Genomic DNA, 15,267 nt, shown 5'->3' with positions numbered 1-15,267 from the left:
CGCCTCCCTGACGTTGACCATACGGCAAATGAATGCGCATTCAACATAAAATGACTAGGTATTCAAAGGGACTGGAACTGGTGTCCCATGCGACGACGTGGGCTGGTCGTCGCCTACCCCGATCCGACAATTAGGGTCCAGTGAAACCGCCGCGACTGGCCTCTGATCTATGTCATACGCCCTTGGCAGAACACGCAAAATATCATATTCTTAAACGTGAATTAGTGAGGGGGTTCATAGATGCATCGCCGGTCTTTCCTTGCTGCCTCGGTGGCGGCGCTCACCGTGCCGCGTCTCGTCTCGGCACAGATCGACCTGAGCGAAGGCGCGACCCTGACCACGGTCAGCGACGGGCACCTGACCCTCCCCTCCAACATGATCTTTGACCCAATGCCGCAGGACGACCTGTCGGCTGTCCTCAACGACTTCGGGATGAGCGGGCCGCAGCTGACGCCAGATTGCAATCTAGCGCTGCTCCAACAGGGGGATCGGGTCGTGTTGTTCGACGCAGGCGCGGGCAGCGATTTCCAGTTAAGCGCCGGTCGACTGCTAGACGGGTTGGACCATCTGGGCATTGACCCTGAGAGCGTCACCGACGTGGTTTTCACCCACGCCCACCCAGACCACATCTGGGGCGTGTTGGACGACTTTGGCGATCCGCTGTTTTCCCAGTCCACCCACCATATCGGCGCGACCGAAATGGCCTATTGGTCCGACCCGCAGACGGTGGAATCCATCGGCACGGCCAGGGCCAGCTTTGCCGTCGGTGCCAAGCGGAGGTTGGAGGCCATCGCCGACCAGCTTCAGACGTTTGACCACGGGCAAGAGGTGGTGCCGGGCGTCGAGGCGATCCTGACACCGGGCCATACGCCGGGTCACATGGCCTTCGACCTGGGCGGCGCAATCGTTCTGGGGGACGCAATCGGGAACCACCACGTGGCCTTTGCCCGGCCCGAGTGGCTTTCGGGGAGCGATCAGGACCAAGCACTGGCCGCCGAAACGCGCGTGGCCCTGTTTGATCGGATCAGTGCGGATGACCGCCCGGTCGTGGGCTTTCACCTGCCACAGGGCGGCATTGGCCAGGTGGAGAAGGGTCAGGACGGCTATCGCTTCGTGGCGTCCTAGGCTCACCCCATCTATCCGCGATGGACCGGGCGGCGCGGCCCGCACGCGTCAGGCCTCGCCAGCCACTGCTACTGCGCCGCCATGGGACGCCGCGCCAATTCACACTGAGTCCACAGGACCGATAGGGCGTCGATCAGCCGGTCGATATCGGCTGGGCCATGCACAGGCGACGGCGTGATCCGCAACCGCTCGGTCCCCTTAGGCACGGTCGGATAGTTGATCGGCTGGATGTAGATCCCGTGGTCCCGCATCAGCACGTCCGAAATGTAGCGGCACTTCACCGGATCCCCGACCATGACCGGGATGATGTGGCTTGGGTTTGCCACATGGGGGATGCCCGCCGCATCCAAGCGCGCACGCACCTCGGCGACCGTGGCTTGGTGGGCCGCCCGCTCCGCCTCGCTGGTCTTGAGATGACGCACACTTGCACAGGCGCCCGCCGCAACCGCCGGAGGCAGCGCCGTGGTAAAGATGAAGCCGCTCGCAAAACTGCGCACGAAATCACAGAGCGCCGCCGAGGCCGCGATATAGCCGCCCATGACGCCAAAGGCCTTGCCCAAGGTCCCCTCGATCACATCGATCCGGTCCATCAGGCCACGGGCCTCGGCCACCCCTCCCCCGCGTGGACCATACAGACCAACGGCGTGGACCTCGTCGAGATAGGTCAAGGCACCGTACCGCTCCGCCAAGTCGCATATCCCTTCGAGCGGGGCGATATCACCGTCCATGGAATAGACGCTTTCAAAAGCGATCAGCTTGGGCGTCTCGGCAGGCAGCGCGTCCAACTTGGCCTCCAGATCCGCCAGATCATTGTGCCGCCAGATGACCTTCTGCGCGCGCGAATGGCGGATGCCTTCGATCATGCTCGCATGGTTCTTGGCATCCGACAGCACCACGCAACCAGGGATACGCGCCGCCAACGTGCCCAGGGCCGCCCAGTTCGAGACATAGCCGCTGGTGAACAGCAGCGCCGCCTCCTTTCCATGCAGGTCCGCCAGTTCCCCCTCCAACGCCACATGGGCGTGGGTAGTGCCAGAGATGTTGCGCGTGCCCCCTGCCCCGGCGCCAACCCGATCAATGGCCCCGTGCATGGCGGCAAGGACGTCGGGATGCTGTCCCATCCCGAGATAATCATTGGAACACCAGACGGTCACATCCCGACCGGTCCCGTGATCCGTGGCCCGGGGAAAGGCGCCCCGATGCCGTTCGAGATCCGCAAAAACACGATAGTCGCCCGCGTCCCGAAGGGCATCCAGGGCCTCGCAAAAGTGCCGTTCAAAATCCATGCCTACTCCAATGCCTCGGCGATGATCCCCTGTAACAGAGCATTCACCGGAGCCATGCTGTCGTCGCCATAGACGCGGTGACCGATCAGGGTCGCGCCGTCGATCTCAGCCACGAAAATCCCGTACGGGCAGTGGACGATGTTCATCGGGTCCGCCTCCATCACCTGACGGCTGATTGTGGCGGAGCAGAAGACGAAGATCTGGGCGTCCTCGCCCACCGGGGACGCGCCGAGGCCCAGGTCGTGACCCGTCCGGCTGAGCATGTCGCCCACGTGACTGACGTAGTCGATCACCAGCCCTTGGCCGAGTATCGCGCTCTCGACGGCGAAGGCGGCATCCTCGACCTCACCATCGAACACCGCGGTGGCGGTCTGCTGCGCAAGCGCTGGCAACGCCGTTAGGGTTAAGGTCGCGACGAGTAGGCTGCGGATCATGATCGGTCTCTGAGGTACGGGGCGGCCCCTGGGCGGGACCGCCGTTGGACGGATGGGATCAGACGCCGAACATGTCGCTGACGATGCCCGCGTACCAACCCAGGCTTTCCTCATAGGTTGCCTTCCGCAGGGCGCTGTCCTCACCGGTCTGACTGATGAAGCCGTCCACCTTGGCGATCTTCTCGGGCGTCGCCTCGTAGGTGGCGCCGACCTTCACACCGTCCTCAGTCGAAATCAGCGACCAGCACGTGTTGGAAAACCGCGCCGGGAAGACGCGGCTGCCGGTCAGCGCACCGCGCACTGCGTTGGCGCAGACCTTGGCCTGGCTGTTGGCCGAGAAACCGGACTTGGGCATGTCGCCCTGCTGCGCCGCATCGCCCAGAACGTAGACATCCGCGTCCACCTTTGACGACATGTCAGCGGCGTTCACCGGCGCCCAGCGCCCATCGGTCACGCCCGCCATATCGGCGATGCGCCCGGCTTTCATGGCGGGGATGACGTTGCAAACGTCGACCTGTTCCACCGATCCGTCGATGTCCACGGTCATCGCCTCTGGGTCGACAGACACCGCGTCCCCGCCGAAATCGGGGCCGATACGGTCGATCATACCCGCGTAATGGGCCTGCCAGCCTTCCTCGAACAGACCCTGTTTGGAGAACTTCTCCTTTGGGTCCACGATCAGGATCTTAGCCGTTGGGTTCCGAGCCTTCAGCATATGCGCCACCATGGAGACCCGCTCGTAGGGCCCCGGCGGACAGCGGTAGGGATTGGGCGGTGCCACCATGGCGAAGGTGCCGCCTTCGGGCATGGCCTCCAACTGCGCCTTGAGCAATTCGGTCTGGCTGCCCGCCTTATAGGCATGGGGCATCTTGTTCTGCTTGGAGACATCCCAACCGGGTACAGCCCCGTCCACGAAGTCGATGCCCGGCGACAGGATCAGTTTGTCGTAGGGCAGCACCGCCCCGCCCGCCAAAGCGACCGTCTTGGCGTCTCGGTCCACGTCAACCGCCCAATCATGGACGACATTCACCCCATGGGCGCCGGCCAAGGTCCCGTAGGTGTGGCCCAGGTCTTTCATGTCCTGGAAGCCGCCCAGGTAGAGGTTCGAGAAGTAGCAGGTGAAATAGGTCCGCGACGGCTCAACCAAGGTCACATCCAAGGCCCCGCCCGAGTCTTTCGCGAGATAGCGCGCAGCCGTGGCCCCACCGGATCCACCGCCGATCACAACGACGCGGGGTTTGCCGTGGCCATCGGCAAGCACGGCAGGCGCTGCCAGCAGGCCCCCAGCGGCGGCCAAGCCCCGAAGAACGGTTCTTCTGTTTGTCATGTTCGTCCCTCCCAAGACGGTCGCACGGTCCTATTCGGCCTGTGCGAAATATGCGGCCAGCGCCGCCATCTCCTCCTCGCCCAAGCGGGCGGTCACCAATTCCATGGCAGCGTTATCACGCACTCCGGTTTTGAAATCCTTCAGGATCAGAACGAAGGTCTCCGCATCCCATCCAGTGATAAGGGGCACGCCGCCAGTGGCCTCCGTCGCGCCCAACAGGTGGCACGTGGTACATTCCGAGGCGAGGTATTCGCCGTAGGCCACATCCCCCTCCGCCGCCGCGACGGACACGAGGCCCGCCGCGACAACTGGGGAGAAACCGAGGACCCTGCGGATCATTCCGCGAAGGACCCGAGATAGGCGATCACGGCTGTCAGATCCTCCTCATCCGACAGACCGCGGAACGACATCTTGGTCCCAGCGGCATAGGTCTTTGGCGCCGTCAGGAAGGCGGCCAACTCATCCTCGGTCCAGACAAGACCCGCCGCCTGCATGTCCTGGAACACGCTGGAATAGCGGAAGCCATCGACCGCGCCCGCCGGGTGGCCCAAGATGTTGTTGAGCGCTGGGCCGCTGCGGTTACGGGCCCCATCGCCAACCTGGTGGCAGGCGGCGCACTTCTTAAACACCTTCTCGCCCGCAGCGATCAGATCCGGCCCCGCAGCGGCGGGTTCCGTGACGGCGACGGGCTCTGCCTCCACGGCCGCGGGTTCGGCGGCGACGGCTGCGACCTCGACGACGGCCTCTTCGGCCTCGTGTGCCGCGGCGCGTGCCTCGCGGGCAGCTTCGTCCTCGGGCGTCACGTCAACAACGGCCGCGCGCGCCGTGATCTGCACGGTCTCGGCACAATTCGTCATGCAGGGCTCACCGGTGAACAGCGCGTATTCCGTATCGGCCCGGTCATCCATGTAGAAGGCGGGCTGGTTCGGCATCTCGAAGGCCGCGAAGCTCTCTTGATCCAATACGAAATCGTCGTCTACGAGGTCGTTGAGATACAGCAGATACGCCGTGATCGCGTAGACCTCATCGTCGCTCAGGGACTGCGCGTTCCCGAAGGGCATGGCCCGGTTCACGTAATCATAGACCGTGGACAGATAGGGCCAATAGCTGCCGATGGTCTTGACCGGGCGGTCGTCGGTCAGGCTGCCTTGCCCGCCCGCAAGCACGGGCCAACGTCCGATCGCCTCACCAAAGTCGCCGTGACACACCGCGCAATTGTCGATGTAGAGCTCTTCGCCAGTCCACACATCGCCGGACCCATCGGGCAGGCCATGGCCATCTGGCCGCACGTCGATGTCCCAGGCGGCGACCTCCTCGGGTGTGGCTGGCCGCCCAAGCGCATAGACCATGGGCACCGGCGCTGGGGCGCTTTCGGCCTTAGCGGTCAGGCCCATGGTTTCCGCCACGGGCGCGTGGACTTCCGGCACCATTGTGTTGGCCAGCATATAGGCCGCGCCAATCATCACACCCGCACCCGCAACGCCGGGCACCATAAGGTTAGCCAATTTCGACATTTTCAGCCTCCCCGCGCGCATCCACATGCCAGGTCTGAATGCCGTTGTTGTGATAGATCGAGTTCTCGCCCCGCACGGCGCGAAGCTGATTCTTAGTGGGCTGCACATAGCCCGTGGAATCATGGGCCCGGCTTTGCAGCAGCAGGGGTTTCCCGTCCCACTCAAAGTCGAAGTAGAAGCGGTGCATGGACTTATCGAGGCTGGGCCCGTCCATCCGCGCCTGGTGCCAGTTCTTGCCACCGTCCAGGGTCACATCCACCCGCGGGATCGTGCCACGCCCGGACCAGGCCACGCCGGTCAGAACGGTCGGCCCGGGACCATGGGTCAGCGGCGCCTGCGGGGACGGGTTGGTGATGACCGACTTCGCATCCATCGCCCAGGTGAACCGCCGGGCCTGACCATCGGCCAGAAGGTCGGTGTATTTCGACGTCTCTTCCCGGTGGTGCCAGGGCTGATCCCCGACCTCGATCCGGCGGAGCCATTTGACCCACATGTTGCCTTCCCAACCGGGGACGACTAGGCGCACCGGATAGCCCTGTTCGGGGCGCAACCGCTCGCCGTTCATGTGCGTGGCGATCATGCAATCGTCGAGCGCCTTTTCCATGGGGATCGAGCGCGTCATCCCCGAGGCATCGGCCCCCTCTGGCAGGATCCATTTGCCCGCCGTCTGCACGCCCGCCGCGTTCAACACGTCGCGCAGCATGACGCCCGTATACATGACGTTGTGGATCATGCCGTGGGTGAATTGACAGCCGTTGAGCTGGGCGCCACGCCATTCCATCCCGGAGTTCGCCGCGCATTCCAGGAAGTAGACCCGGTTGTGACGCGGGAAGCGGGCGAGGTCCTCCATGGTGAAAACCAATTCCCGATCCACCAGCCCGTTGATCATCAACCGATGGACCGAGGGGTCCACATCGGCGATGCCCGCGTGGTGACGCTCAAAGCACAGACCGTTGGGCGTGATGATCCCCTCCATCTCATGGAGCGGCGTGAAGTTCACCGAGGACACGGGATCGGCGGTCAGCCATTCCACGTTGCGGCGCTTCACATGGGCTTCGAACCGTGAGGGGGTGCCATAGGGGCGGGCGTCGACGCCCTCGCCCAGCTCCTGCATCCAAGGTTGGATTTCGGTGATGGCCGGGTCGCTGCCTGCGCGGGCGATGCCTGCGGCTGCGGCGGCACCCCCGGCGGCCATGGCGCCCAGCAAGGCGCGGCGTGTGGGGCCGGTTCTGTCGGTCATTGCAGATACTCCTTGATCGGGGTGCGGGTCATCCTGTGACCACTTGCACGCTGTCGTTGGGGGAGACGGAGACGGTGCCCTGGCGACGGATATGCGCCTCGACCACGTCCCAAATGGGGGGACCCTCCACCTCCGGGTTCACGCTGGCCCAGCCCGCGACGACATAAGTCTTGGTCGGGTCGATCCGCTCGCCGGTCTTGAGCAGCGTCATCTCGGTGATGCGGCTGCCCTGGGGCTGGTTGATGTCGATACGGTAGCCCATGCCACCAACGCGAACCATGTCGCCGCCCTGCTGGTAGTAAGGGTCGGGGTTAAACAGGTTGTCGGCCACATCCTCCAGGATGGTGTGCAGCAACTCGCCCGTCATCTCGGAGCGGTAGGCCTCCGGGTAGGACATGGCCGTGGCGTTCATCAGGTCTTCGCGGGTGATGTCCTGATCGGGCAGGACCGAGGCGCCCCAGCGGAAGCCGGGTGAGAGGGCGATATCGGCCTCCCGCTCTTCCAACAGGGCGTCGCAGATCAGGTCATCCCAGGTGCCGTTGAAGTTGCCCCGGCGGTAGAGCAGCCCATCGGTGCGGCCCAGAACCTCGGTCAACTCGTCCTTGAAAGGCGCGCGTTCGGCCTCGACCAAAGCCGTCATCTCCGAGTCCGGCGCGATCACATCCGAGAAGATCGGGATCAGCTTGTGATTGACGCCCTTCACCTCACCGTCGCGCACATCCAGATCCAGACGGCTGACGAACTTGCCGTGACTGCCCGAGGCGATCAGATGGGTTTTGCCGACCAGCAATGGCTCGGGCAGCGCGTCGTGGGTGTGACCAGTCAGGATGACGTCGATGCCGGGCACATTGGCGGCCAGCTTGCGGTCCACGTCGAAACCGTTGTGGGACAGGACGACGACCGCTTCGGCCCCCGCCGCACGCGCCTCGGCCACGACCTCGGCCATCCGCTCCTGCCGGACGCCAAAGCTGAGACCGGGGAACATGTAGCCAGGGTTGGCGATGGGCATATAGGGGAAGGCCTGGCCGATGACGGCGACCTGCACACCGCCGCGTTCGAACATCTGATAGGGCTCATAGGCCGGCTCATCCCATTCGGCATCGAAGATATTCGCGCCGAGGAAGGGGAATTGCAGATGGTTGTCGACGATGTCGGTGACCCGGTCCAACCCCAGCGTGAATTCCCAGTGGGAGGTCATGGCATCGGTGCCCAGCGCGTTGAAGACATTGACCATGTCTTGGCCCTGGGTGCGCAGAGCGGTCAGGCTGCCCTGCCAAGTATCGCCCCCGTCGAGCAGCAGCGCATCTGGCCGATCCGCGCGAATGGCCTTCACCACGGTCGCGATGCGATCCGCCCCGCCCATGCGCCCGTACTGGCGCGCGAGGGCCGAGAAATCGGGATAGGACAGCGCGTATTGCAGGGCAGAGTTCGCCTCGATCCCATAGCGGCGCAGGAAGTCGGTACCCGTGATATGGGGCGGCTGGCCCAGGGCCTCGCCCACGCCCAGGTTGATCTCGGGCTCGCGGAACCAGGTGGGGACAAGCTGGGCGTGGATGTCCGTGATATGGATCAGCGTCACATTGCCCGAGGTGTCAAACGACAGCAGGTCGTCCTGGGTCATGGCCTGCTGCGCGGCCAGGCGGGACCAATTGCCAAAAGCGCTGCCGCCGTAGATGGCAGAGGCCGCCATGGCTGCCTGTAGGAAATCGCGCCGTGAGATCATCTCACCCTCCAATCACATTCGCAATTTTGCATGTTTGCGAAGAAGAAAGGGCCCGCCAACCGTTTCCGGCGGGCGGGCCCGGTTCGTTAGTTGCGGACGCTGGGGCCTTCGACCGACAGGCCGTTGCTGCGCGAAGCGACGTAGAGCTCCAGCGCGATCAGCTCGGGCGAGCCAGGGGCAAAGGTCTCGGCCCGCGTATCCCGGATGCAGCCCTTGAACCGCGAGTGCACGCCGTTCAGCTTGGTGTTCTTCAAGCGATACGTGGGGAAGCCGTTGATCTGACCCTGGGACAGGTGATCGGCGCGGATCATCATACCGTAGTTGTCTTCGTGGCAGTTGGCGCAGGACAGCTCCAACTGACCGAAGCGGGTGTAGTACAACTCCTTGCCCATCTCCCAGGTCTCGGCGGCGGGACCGTCGATGGCCACGCTCATGGGCATGCCCCGCGACACGGACGTCAGCAGCGCGGTCATGTTGATCGCGTCACCTTTGTCATAGGCGTATGGCTCGGCGCCCATGCGCTCCGTCCGGCATTCGTTCATCTGCATGGTCAGGGTCTGAACCTCACCTGCGGCGGCATCCCACTTGGGGTAAGTCGCGCTGACGCCTGCCATCTCTTCGGGTGACCCGTGGCAAGAGGCACAGCTTTCGCCTTCGGTCCCGGCGACTTCGGTCCAGGCATCCAAGGCGACCTCGACACCCAGCATCCCGGGGTTGTCGAAATCATCCATTTGCACGGCCTGAGTCTCGTCCGACCGGAAGCGCCAGCCGGAGTAGACGGTTTTCAGCGCGCCCTCCAAATGGGCGGGGGCCGAGGCCTCTGTCACCATCTCTATCTCGCCATTTACCACGAGCGCGTCGGCATCTGGATCGGCCATGGCTGGGCCGGTGACCATCGCAAGTGCGATGGCCGTCAGGGTCGTTCTCTTCATGTCGTTCCTCCCTTGCCTACCGGGTGTTTGGGCGCGCCCCTCCTCGGTCGCGCCCGACCCCGTCGGTCAGGAAACCGTAATGGCTTTCTCTTCGGTGTAGATGTCGCCGTCGTCGTCGTACCAAGTGAAGACGAAGCTGCCCGAGGCGGGCACAGTGGCCTCGAACTCAAAGTACGGGTTGGTCGAGATCGCCGGTTCAAGGGCGACGTCGATGACATTCTCGCCGTCGAAATCCACTGTGAAGCGGTTGATGATCGACCGGGGAATGATGTTCCCCTCTTTGTCCTTCCGCTGACCGGATTCCATCTGGTGGGAAATCAGCGTTTTGATGGTGATCGCTTCGCCCGCCGAAGCAGACTTGGGAACGCGGACGCGGGGTTTGACGCCTGTGGCCATGATCTCTCTCCTGTGTCCTGAACTCAGCCGCCGCAGCCGCCGATGGTGACTTTGACCTCTTGCGAGGCGCGAACGAAGCTGCCGTCGGCCATCTTGGCGATGGCAATCACATCTTGGGTGCCGGCCAAACGGATCCGGGTGGAAGCGAACTGGCTGGCGGCCAAGGGGCCGAAGTTGAACGTGCCCACGTCAGGGTTCGGGTTGCCAGCGGCCAGCACCATGATGGCGGCAGCGCCCGGCGCGTCGACCTCGATCGGAACAGTGTTGCCGTTCTCGGCAATCTCCGGCGCGGTCAGGGTGATCCCGCGCTCGCCCACGTCTGCCCCACCGGTGAACGCGGTGATCGCCTCACCCACCATGTCGGTTGCGGCCAGGGCGCGCATTGGCAGCGCGGCCAGCGACAGGGCCGCCCCGCCGAGCGCAAGCGCATCACGTCGTGTGAGTTGCATCTCAGGTCTCCTTCAATGTCATCAGATAGGCGACCACGTCCTCGACCTCTTGCGCGGTCAGAAGTGGGGCCAATTCACCTTGGGCGGCCTTGCCCGTGTAAGCGTCACCCGGTCGGGTGTAGCCCGTGGTCTTGTAGAAGGACGGCATCATCGTGCCGTCGAACATCACCTTGGCGTTGGCCACGATCCCGCGCAGATCCGCTTCGGTCCAGCGGTCGGCCACGCCGTCCAGCATGGGGCCAATTTCGCCATGAAAGCTCAGCTCTGACAGGGCGCTCACGGCATGACAGGCAATACAGTTGCCTGCCCCCTTGTTCATCAAGAGCTTGCCGTTTTCCGCGTCACCCGCCACGCCCGTCAGGGACGCCGCAACCGCACCGTATTCATCGTATTCGACGTCACCGGGCGCAATGGCACCCTCGGCAACAGCCATCGTCGCAGCGGCGAATGTCGCCGCAATGCCTAACGCAAAGCGTCCCATGAAACCTCCCTTGGTCGTCCTCCGACTCCGAGGTTAGCTCACGCGGCCGTGATCTGGCAAGAACGAATGCATACTTGTGAATACTTAAATGTTTCAGCCACCGTTCAGCTTGCGCGCATGGTAGACTTGGAACGGCTCATCCCCGGCATAGCCCTTCTCCAGAACCCAGCTGAGCATGTTGCGCGTCGTCTCCGCCCCAAAGGCCCCGGGCACAGTGGCCACGGCGGCGTCCTCTGCGGTGACGCCTTCGGGCACCTCTTCTGGGAAAAACAGCAGCAGGGGGGTGAAGTTCAGCCCCCATTTGCGCACAGCGGCCTTCTCGGACAGGATCTCACCATCGAAGTCCACGACCTCGACGTCCCCGAACATGTTGAGTTGCACGACGAAGTAATCCGTCCCCAAGGTGGCGGCGATGTCCGGTTGGGAAAACACCTCTTCGTGCATCTTGGTGCAATAGATGCAGCCGCGCTGTTCCACGATCACCATTAGGCGCCGCCCCTCGGCGGTGGCCTCGGCCAAGTCCTCGCGCAGGTCCTTGAAGGTTTCGACCATCCAGGGCGCCTTATGCAGCCCGTCGTCCCCGATTTCGGCGGCGCCCGCAGGCAGCGCTAAGCCGACGGCCAATGCCGCGATCCAGTGTCTCATCTTATCCTCCCGTTCAGCCGATAGCCGGCCAGAATTGCAGCATCCAGTTCGCGATGGCGTTCATAGAGTTGGTCGCAATCAGCAGCGCAAAGACCACGAGGGACGCGCCCATGGTCTTTTCGATCTTGGGCAAATGGCGGCGAAACCCACGCATCCACCGCAGGAACGGCCCCACGAAAGCGGCGGCGACCACGAAGGGCGCCGTCATCCCAAATGCATAGGCCAGCAGCAGGGTCATCCCCTGCCCCACACTGTCTTGGGCGCCTGCCATGAACAGAATCGCCGCCAGCACGGGCCCGACGCACGGCGTCCACCCAAAGGCAAACGCCAGGCCGATCAGGTAGCCAGCGACGATGCCGCCCTTGGCTTCGCCATCGCCCGCCCCCTGACCAAACGACCGATAAAGCAGCCCGATCTTGAGAACGCCGAGAAAGTGCAGCCCCATGAGCAGGATGATCCCAACCGCCACCCACCGCAGGACATCGAACCAATCGCGCACGATCTGACCGAAGGCCGTCGCGGTCGCCCCGAGACCCACAAAGATCGTCGCGACGCCCAAGGCAAAGGCCACGGCCGACAGGATCGCGCGGCGGCGCATACCTTGCGGCAGGTTGCCCTCCTCCAGCGCCATCAAGGACCCGCCTGCCAGATATGACAGATAGAAAGGCACCATCGGCAAGATACAGGGTGACAAAAAGGACAGCAGACCCGCCAAGGTCGCCCCCGCTATGGTGACGTCAAACATGTACTTGCCTTCCCTCGCTCCCAACACATATTCAAATTATGATTTATGAATTGCAACCTTTGTTGCGGACGGCTGCTTTGGCTGTCTTGGTCGCGATCCCGGTGCCAGCCATGGCACAGGTCGCGCTTTTGATGGGCGAGGAAGAGGGCTGCATCTGGTGCGCCCGCTGGGATGCCGAAGTCGGTGACGCCTATGCCAAGACCGCCGAGGGCCGGGCCGCGCCGCTCCGCAGGGTCGACATCCACGACCCTCTTCCCGACGACATTCGCCTGACCAGCCGTATGCGCTTCACACCTACCTTTGTGTTGTTGCACGACGGACAGGAGGTCGCCCGGCGCGAGGGATACCCGGGCGAAGACTTCTTTTGGCCCGTGCTAGGTCAGATGTTGGATGCGGCAGCCGAAGACATCCCCGAACTGGACGGGTGGCGCGATGGACGGTAGTAGGCCAGAGGTTGCCGCCACCCAAGACCCCTTAGGCACAGCGGCCCTGAAGGAGAGTGCCGCCGTGTCCCTACCGGTCTTCGGTCCCGAGACTTGCGAGGAAGACCTCGATCGCATGGTCGAGAACGCCACGGCTGCGTCTAACTTCCTGAAGGCCATCAGCCACGAAGGTCGACTGATGATCCTGTGCCACTTGGCGTCTGGCGAAAAGTCAGTGACCGAGCTGGAAGAATTGCTCTCGGCCCGCCAGGCTGCGGTGTCCCAACAACTTGGCCGGCTGCGGCTGGAGGGGTTGGTTCAACCTCGGCGTGACGGCAAAACAATATACTACTCCTTGACCGATGATCGTGCGATCAGGATCATAGATGTCGTCTACGACCTGTTCTGCCGGTCTGAAGACGAGAGGTAGGCGGACACCCTGACCGCCTCCCTCAGGAGGGAGGATCGGGGATGCTGATTGATCTCATCGGAGAGAGCCAGGCCATGGCTCTGGTCGGGTGCCTTGGGGGCATATTGCTGGGCTTGGCGGCGCGATTGGGCCGCTTTTGCACCCTAGGCGCCATCGAAGACGGCCTTTATGGCGGGTCTTGGGACCGGGCGCGCATGTGGGGCGTGGCCCTCGGCGGCGCGATTTGTCTGACGTTCCTAGCCGTTGCTTTTGGCTGGGCCGAGATTGATCGCTCGGTTTATCTCGCGACGTCCGTGTCGATCCTGCCTGCTGCCATGGGCGGGCTGATGTTTGGCTATGGCATGGCCATCGCGGGCAATTGCGGATTTGGGGCCCTTGCCCGTCTGGGGGGAGGCGACCTGCGGTCGTTCGTGATCGTCCTGGTCATGGGGTTGTCGGCAATGGCTGTCCTCTCCGGACCCTTTGCCGCACTGCGTGTCTCGCTCTTCCCCGAGGTTGCCGCCGATCACAGCGCCAGTTTGGCGACCGCCCTCGCCCTCTTGACCGGACTGCCGGACTGGGCATTTGGCATCGGCATGGGCCTCATTGTGCTAAGCGTTGCCCTAGCGGACAAGGGCTTTCGGCAGAACTGGACGGCCATTGCCTGGGGTTTTGTCGTAGCCTTCGCGGTTGCCAGCGCCTGGGTGGGAACAACCTGGGTCGGTCGTGTGGGGTTCGACCCAACGCCGGTCGTCTCCCACAGTTTTGCGGCCCCCCTCGGCAGTTCGATGATGTGGCTGATGACCGCCAGCGGAACGGCAATCACCTTTGGCGTCGGATCCGTTGCGGGGGTCTTGATGGGGGCGTTCCTCGGCAGTCTGATCAAGGGCCATTTCCGCTGGGAAGCCTGCGAGGATCCGCGCGAGTTGCGGCGGCAAATTGGTGGTGCGGCGCTGATGGGCATCGGGGCTGTCCTAGCCGTAGGCTGCACCGTCGGCCAAGGCCTTGCAGCATTCTCGGCCCTTGCGCTCTCTGCCCCAATTGTTGCGGTCTGCATCGTCGCAGGCGCCGCCTTGGGCCTCCGACAGCTCATCACAGGGCTACGGATGGCTTAAAGTGGTCGCCGTAGAGTGGGAAGACACCGGGCATAAGCGCTTGCTTGTGGCGTGCAGCAAGAGGTTCGCGAGGCGGCGCCAGGCCACAGAGCGCAGAACCGCTCTTGCGCTTCGCGAACGACTTGACGAGTGGTTAGGAATTCCGACCAAGACGTCCATCCTTAACGATCAGACGACTCCAGACATGTCTCGACATCTGCCAGTTTCGAGACCTACCGCCTGTGCTCCTGTGCTTTCACCGCCAGCCCTAAGCACCCTGCCACCGTGGGCTGAACAATTAGGCTGCTACCGGTCTGCGGATCGTCAGAGGCTTACCCTCAGCCCGTCCTGGCGCTGAACTTCATTTTGCTGGAAACACGAACGTTTGTTGCGCGTATGACAATTCCAGTGAAGACACACCATCCCCCGCCCGGGGCACCGAACCCTGACTGTCGGTCGGCCTTAATTTCAAGACACCACTTCTTTAGTGAAGTTTCCCCCGGATTCCCCTTCCGGGTCAAATTGGGGGGCGTAGGGCGGAATCGCGTCCAGCGAGACAGCGATCTAAGGTGCTCCGTGGAAGCTGGACGCTGACGGAAGCTACGATTTGAGGCCCTCATGGTCTCCGAGAAGCAGACGGACGAGATGGCGAAGAGGACGCGGCAGGCGGCCGCGTTCAAGGCGAAGGTGGCGCTCGAGGCGCTAACGGGCGAGCAGACGGTGGCCGGAGCTAGCGACGCGGTTCGAGGGTCACCCGACGCTGATCCACCACTGGAGCGAGCCTTGTGCGCCATTGGTTCAAGCGCAATGGCGAGCGCGCTTCTGGAAGGCGCCTCGGGCGTGTTCGAGAGGGGCGCGTCGGGCAAGGCCACAAACGAGTTCGCACACAAGACCGCGACGGCGTACCTGGCCTATAGGTTCGCTCTGCCGCCGCTGCGGAACCACTTCATTGCCCAGGGGATTAGGGTCAACGAAGACCTCTTCGCGATCTCGGCCTTGACCTGCTCCCCTGAAAGGTCCGCGGTTTGAAGTTAGCCTGTTCTCC

At 63.5% G+C, this 15,267-nt stretch carries 18 protein-coding genes; 5 read left to right on the top strand and 13 right to left on the bottom strand.

All coding sequences use genetic code 11. The annotated features are described in order from the left end of the window. Nucleotides 1–240 precede the first annotated feature (240 nt). Complete coding sequence (locus tag K5R33_RS17250; RefSeq protein WP_220750331.1) at nucleotides 241–1,125, top strand: MBL fold metallo-hydrolase; 885 nt, start codon at nucleotides 241–243, stop codon at nucleotides 1,123–1,125. A 68-nt stretch (nucleotides 1,126–1,193) separates the two neighbouring features. On the opposite strand, the gene hemA is transcribed toward K5R33_RS17250, so the two are convergent. The 13 genes from hemA to K5R33_RS17185 form a co-directional block, all read right to left on the bottom strand. Beyond that, nucleotides 1,194–2,411 carry a 5-aminolevulinate synthase gene (gene hemA / locus K5R33_RS17245; RefSeq protein ID WP_220750330.1) on the bottom strand — a complete coding sequence of 406 codons (1,218 nt, stop codon included), beginning with the start codon at nucleotides 2,409–2,411 and terminating at the stop codon, nucleotides 1,194–1,196. Between the two features lie 2 nt (nucleotides 2,412–2,413). Next, the gene (locus K5R33_RS17240; RefSeq protein WP_220750329.1) at nucleotides 2,414–2,845 is read right to left on the bottom strand and encodes a DUF302 domain-containing protein; all 432 of its coding nucleotides are present in this window, start codon (nucleotides 2,843–2,845) and stop codon (nucleotides 2,414–2,416) included. Between the two features lie 58 nt (nucleotides 2,846–2,903). Further along, a complete protein-coding gene (locus tag K5R33_RS17235) occupies nucleotides 2,904–4,172 on the bottom strand; it encodes an NAD(P)/FAD-dependent oxidoreductase (protein ID WP_220750328.1) in 1,269 nt (422 codons plus the stop codon). A 30-nt stretch (nucleotides 4,173–4,202) separates the two neighbouring features. Then, entirely contained in the window at nucleotides 4,203–4,511 is a 309-nt protein-coding gene (locus K5R33_RS17230) for a c-type cytochrome (RefSeq protein WP_220750327.1), read from the bottom strand. Beyond that, complete coding sequence (locus tag K5R33_RS17225; RefSeq protein ID WP_220750326.1) at nucleotides 4,508–5,686, bottom strand: c-type cytochrome; 1,179 nt, start codon at nucleotides 5,684–5,686, stop codon at nucleotides 4,508–4,510. The genes K5R33_RS17230 and K5R33_RS17225 overlap by 4 nt, the downstream gene beginning before the upstream one ends. Continuing rightward, nucleotides 5,670–6,926 carry a sulfite dehydrogenase gene (gene soxC, locus K5R33_RS17220; protein WP_220750325.1) on the bottom strand — a complete coding sequence of 419 codons (1,257 nt, stop codon included), beginning with the start codon at nucleotides 6,924–6,926 and terminating at the stop codon, nucleotides 5,670–5,672. Before soxC ends, K5R33_RS17225 begins: the two co-directional genes overlap by 17 nt. A gap of 28 nt (nucleotides 6,927–6,954) precedes the next feature. Further along, entirely contained in the window at nucleotides 6,955–8,649 is a 1,695-nt protein-coding gene (gene soxB, locus K5R33_RS17215) for a thiosulfohydrolase SoxB (RefSeq protein WP_220750324.1), read from the bottom strand. Nucleotides 8,650–8,735: 86 nt separating this feature from the next. Next, nucleotides 8,736–9,581, bottom strand: a complete 846-nt coding sequence (gene soxA / locus K5R33_RS17210) for a sulfur oxidation c-type cytochrome SoxA (protein WP_220750323.1) — start codon at nucleotides 9,579–9,581, stop codon at nucleotides 8,736–8,738. A gap of 66 nt (nucleotides 9,582–9,647) precedes the next feature. Then, nucleotides 9,648–9,977, bottom strand: coding sequence for a thiosulfate oxidation carrier complex protein SoxZ (gene soxZ / locus K5R33_RS17205; RefSeq protein ID WP_220750322.1), 330 nt, complete (start codon nucleotides 9,975–9,977; stop codon nucleotides 9,648–9,650). Between the two features lie 23 nt (nucleotides 9,978–10,000). Continuing rightward, a complete protein-coding gene (gene soxY, locus K5R33_RS17200) occupies nucleotides 10,001–10,426 on the bottom strand; it encodes a thiosulfate oxidation carrier protein SoxY (RefSeq protein WP_220750321.1) in 426 nt (141 codons plus the stop codon). Between the two features lies 1 nt (nucleotide 10,427). After that, entirely contained in the window at nucleotides 10,428–10,907 is a 480-nt protein-coding gene (gene soxX / locus K5R33_RS17195) for a sulfur oxidation c-type cytochrome SoxX (RefSeq protein ID WP_220750320.1), read from the bottom strand. A gap of 93 nt (nucleotides 10,908–11,000) precedes the next feature. Beyond that, a complete protein-coding gene (locus tag K5R33_RS17190; RefSeq protein ID WP_220750319.1) occupies nucleotides 11,001–11,552 on the bottom strand; it encodes a thioredoxin family protein in 552 nt (183 codons plus the stop codon). Between the two features lie 13 nt (nucleotides 11,553–11,565). Next, the gene (locus K5R33_RS17185; protein WP_220750318.1) at nucleotides 11,566–12,297 is read right to left on the bottom strand and encodes a cytochrome c biogenesis CcdA family protein; all 732 of its coding nucleotides are present in this window, start codon (nucleotides 12,295–12,297) and stop codon (nucleotides 11,566–11,568) included. Between the two features lie 38 nt (nucleotides 12,298–12,335). Between K5R33_RS17185 and K5R33_RS17180 the strand changes: the two genes are divergently transcribed. The 4 genes from K5R33_RS17180 (at nucleotide 12,336) to K5R33_RS17165 (ending at nucleotide 15,251) form a co-directional block, all read left to right on the top strand. Further along, nucleotides 12,336–12,740 carry a thioredoxin domain-containing protein gene (locus tag K5R33_RS17180; protein ID WP_220750317.1) on the top strand — a complete coding sequence of 135 codons (405 nt, stop codon included), beginning with the start codon at nucleotides 12,336–12,338 and terminating at the stop codon, nucleotides 12,738–12,740. Between the two features lie 115 nt (nucleotides 12,741–12,855). After that, on the top strand, nucleotides 12,856–13,149 hold the full coding sequence (locus tag K5R33_RS17175; protein WP_373314192.1) for an ArsR/SmtB family transcription factor: 294 nt from the start codon (nucleotides 12,856–12,858) through the stop codon (nucleotides 13,147–13,149). A gap of 44 nt (nucleotides 13,150–13,193) precedes the next feature. Further along, a complete protein-coding gene (locus K5R33_RS17170) occupies nucleotides 13,194–14,243 on the top strand; it encodes a YeeE/YedE family protein (RefSeq protein ID WP_373314191.1) in 1,050 nt (349 codons plus the stop codon). Nucleotides 14,244–14,840: 597 nt separating this feature from the next. After that, the gene (locus K5R33_RS17165) at nucleotides 14,841–15,251 is read left to right on the top strand and encodes a YonV C-terminus-related protein (protein WP_220750314.1); all 411 of its coding nucleotides are present in this window, start codon (nucleotides 14,841–14,843) and stop codon (nucleotides 15,249–15,251) included. Nucleotides 15,252–15,267 lie beyond the last annotated feature (16 nt).

It is taken from the genome of Jannaschia pagri, assembly GCF_019655435.1.
Taxonomy (GTDB): domain Bacteria; phylum Pseudomonadota; class Alphaproteobacteria; order Rhodobacterales; family Rhodobacteraceae; genus Jannaschia; species Jannaschia pagri.
Note: the sequence above shows the minus strand (reverse complement) of the source record. Positions and strands in the feature narration are given on the sequence as shown.

Excerpts from the sequence above, each read along its gene's own strand:
- K5R33_RS17230 (WP_220750327.1), bottom strand. The coding sequence starts at position 4,511 with ATGATCCGCAGGGTCCTCGGTTTCTCCCCAGTTGTCGCGGCGGGCCTC.
- soxB (WP_220750324.1), bottom strand. The coding sequence starts at position 8,649 with ATGATCTCACGGCGCGATTTCCTACAGGCAGCCATGGCGGCCTCTGCC.
- soxY (WP_220750321.1), bottom strand. The coding sequence starts at position 10,426 with ATGCAACTCACACGACGTGATGCGCTTGCGCTCGGCGGGGCGGCCCTG.
- soxZ (WP_220750322.1), bottom strand. The coding sequence starts at position 9,977 with ATGGCCACAGGCGTCAAACCCCGCGTCCGCGTTCCCAAGTCTGCTTCG.
- K5R33_RS17175 (WP_373314192.1), top strand. The coding sequence starts at position 12,856 with ATGGTCGAGAACGCCACGGCTGCGTCTAACTTCCTGAAGGCCATCAGC.
- K5R33_RS17190 (WP_220750319.1), bottom strand. The coding sequence starts at position 11,552 with ATGAGACACTGGATCGCGGCATTGGCCGTCGGCTTAGCGCTGCCTGCG.
- soxC (WP_220750325.1), bottom strand. The coding sequence starts at position 6,926 with ATGACCGACAGAACCGGCCCCACACGCCGCGCCTTGCTGGGCGCCATG.
- K5R33_RS17235 (WP_220750328.1), bottom strand. The coding sequence starts at position 4,172 with ATGACAAACAGAAGAACCGTTCTTCGGGGCTTGGCCGCCGCTGGGGGC.
- hemA (WP_220750330.1), bottom strand. The coding sequence starts at position 2,411 with ATGGATTTTGAACGGCACTTTTGCGAGGCCCTGGATGCCCTTCGGGAC.
- K5R33_RS17225 (WP_220750326.1), bottom strand. The coding sequence starts at position 5,686 with ATGTCGAAATTGGCTAACCTTATGGTGCCCGGCGTTGCGGGTGCGGGT.
- K5R33_RS17240 (WP_220750329.1), bottom strand. The coding sequence starts at position 2,845 with ATGATCCGCAGCCTACTCGTCGCGACCTTAACCCTAACGGCGTTGCCA.
- soxA (WP_220750323.1), bottom strand. The coding sequence starts at position 9,581 with ATGAAGAGAACGACCCTGACGGCCATCGCACTTGCGATGGTCACCGGC.
- soxX (WP_220750320.1), bottom strand. The coding sequence starts at position 10,907 with ATGGGACGCTTTGCGTTAGGCATTGCGGCGACATTCGCCGCTGCGACG.
- K5R33_RS17250 (WP_220750331.1), top strand. The coding sequence starts at position 241 with ATGCATCGCCGGTCTTTCCTTGCTGCCTCGGTGGCGGCGCTCACCGTG.
- K5R33_RS17165 (WP_220750314.1), top strand. The coding sequence starts at position 14,841 with ATGGTCTCCGAGAAGCAGACGGACGAGATGGCGAAGAGGACGCGGCAG.
- K5R33_RS17180 (WP_220750317.1), top strand. The coding sequence starts at position 12,336 with ATGATTTATGAATTGCAACCTTTGTTGCGGACGGCTGCTTTGGCTGTC.
- K5R33_RS17185 (WP_220750318.1), bottom strand. The coding sequence starts at position 12,297 with ATGTTTGACGTCACCATAGCGGGGGCGACCTTGGCGGGTCTGCTGTCC.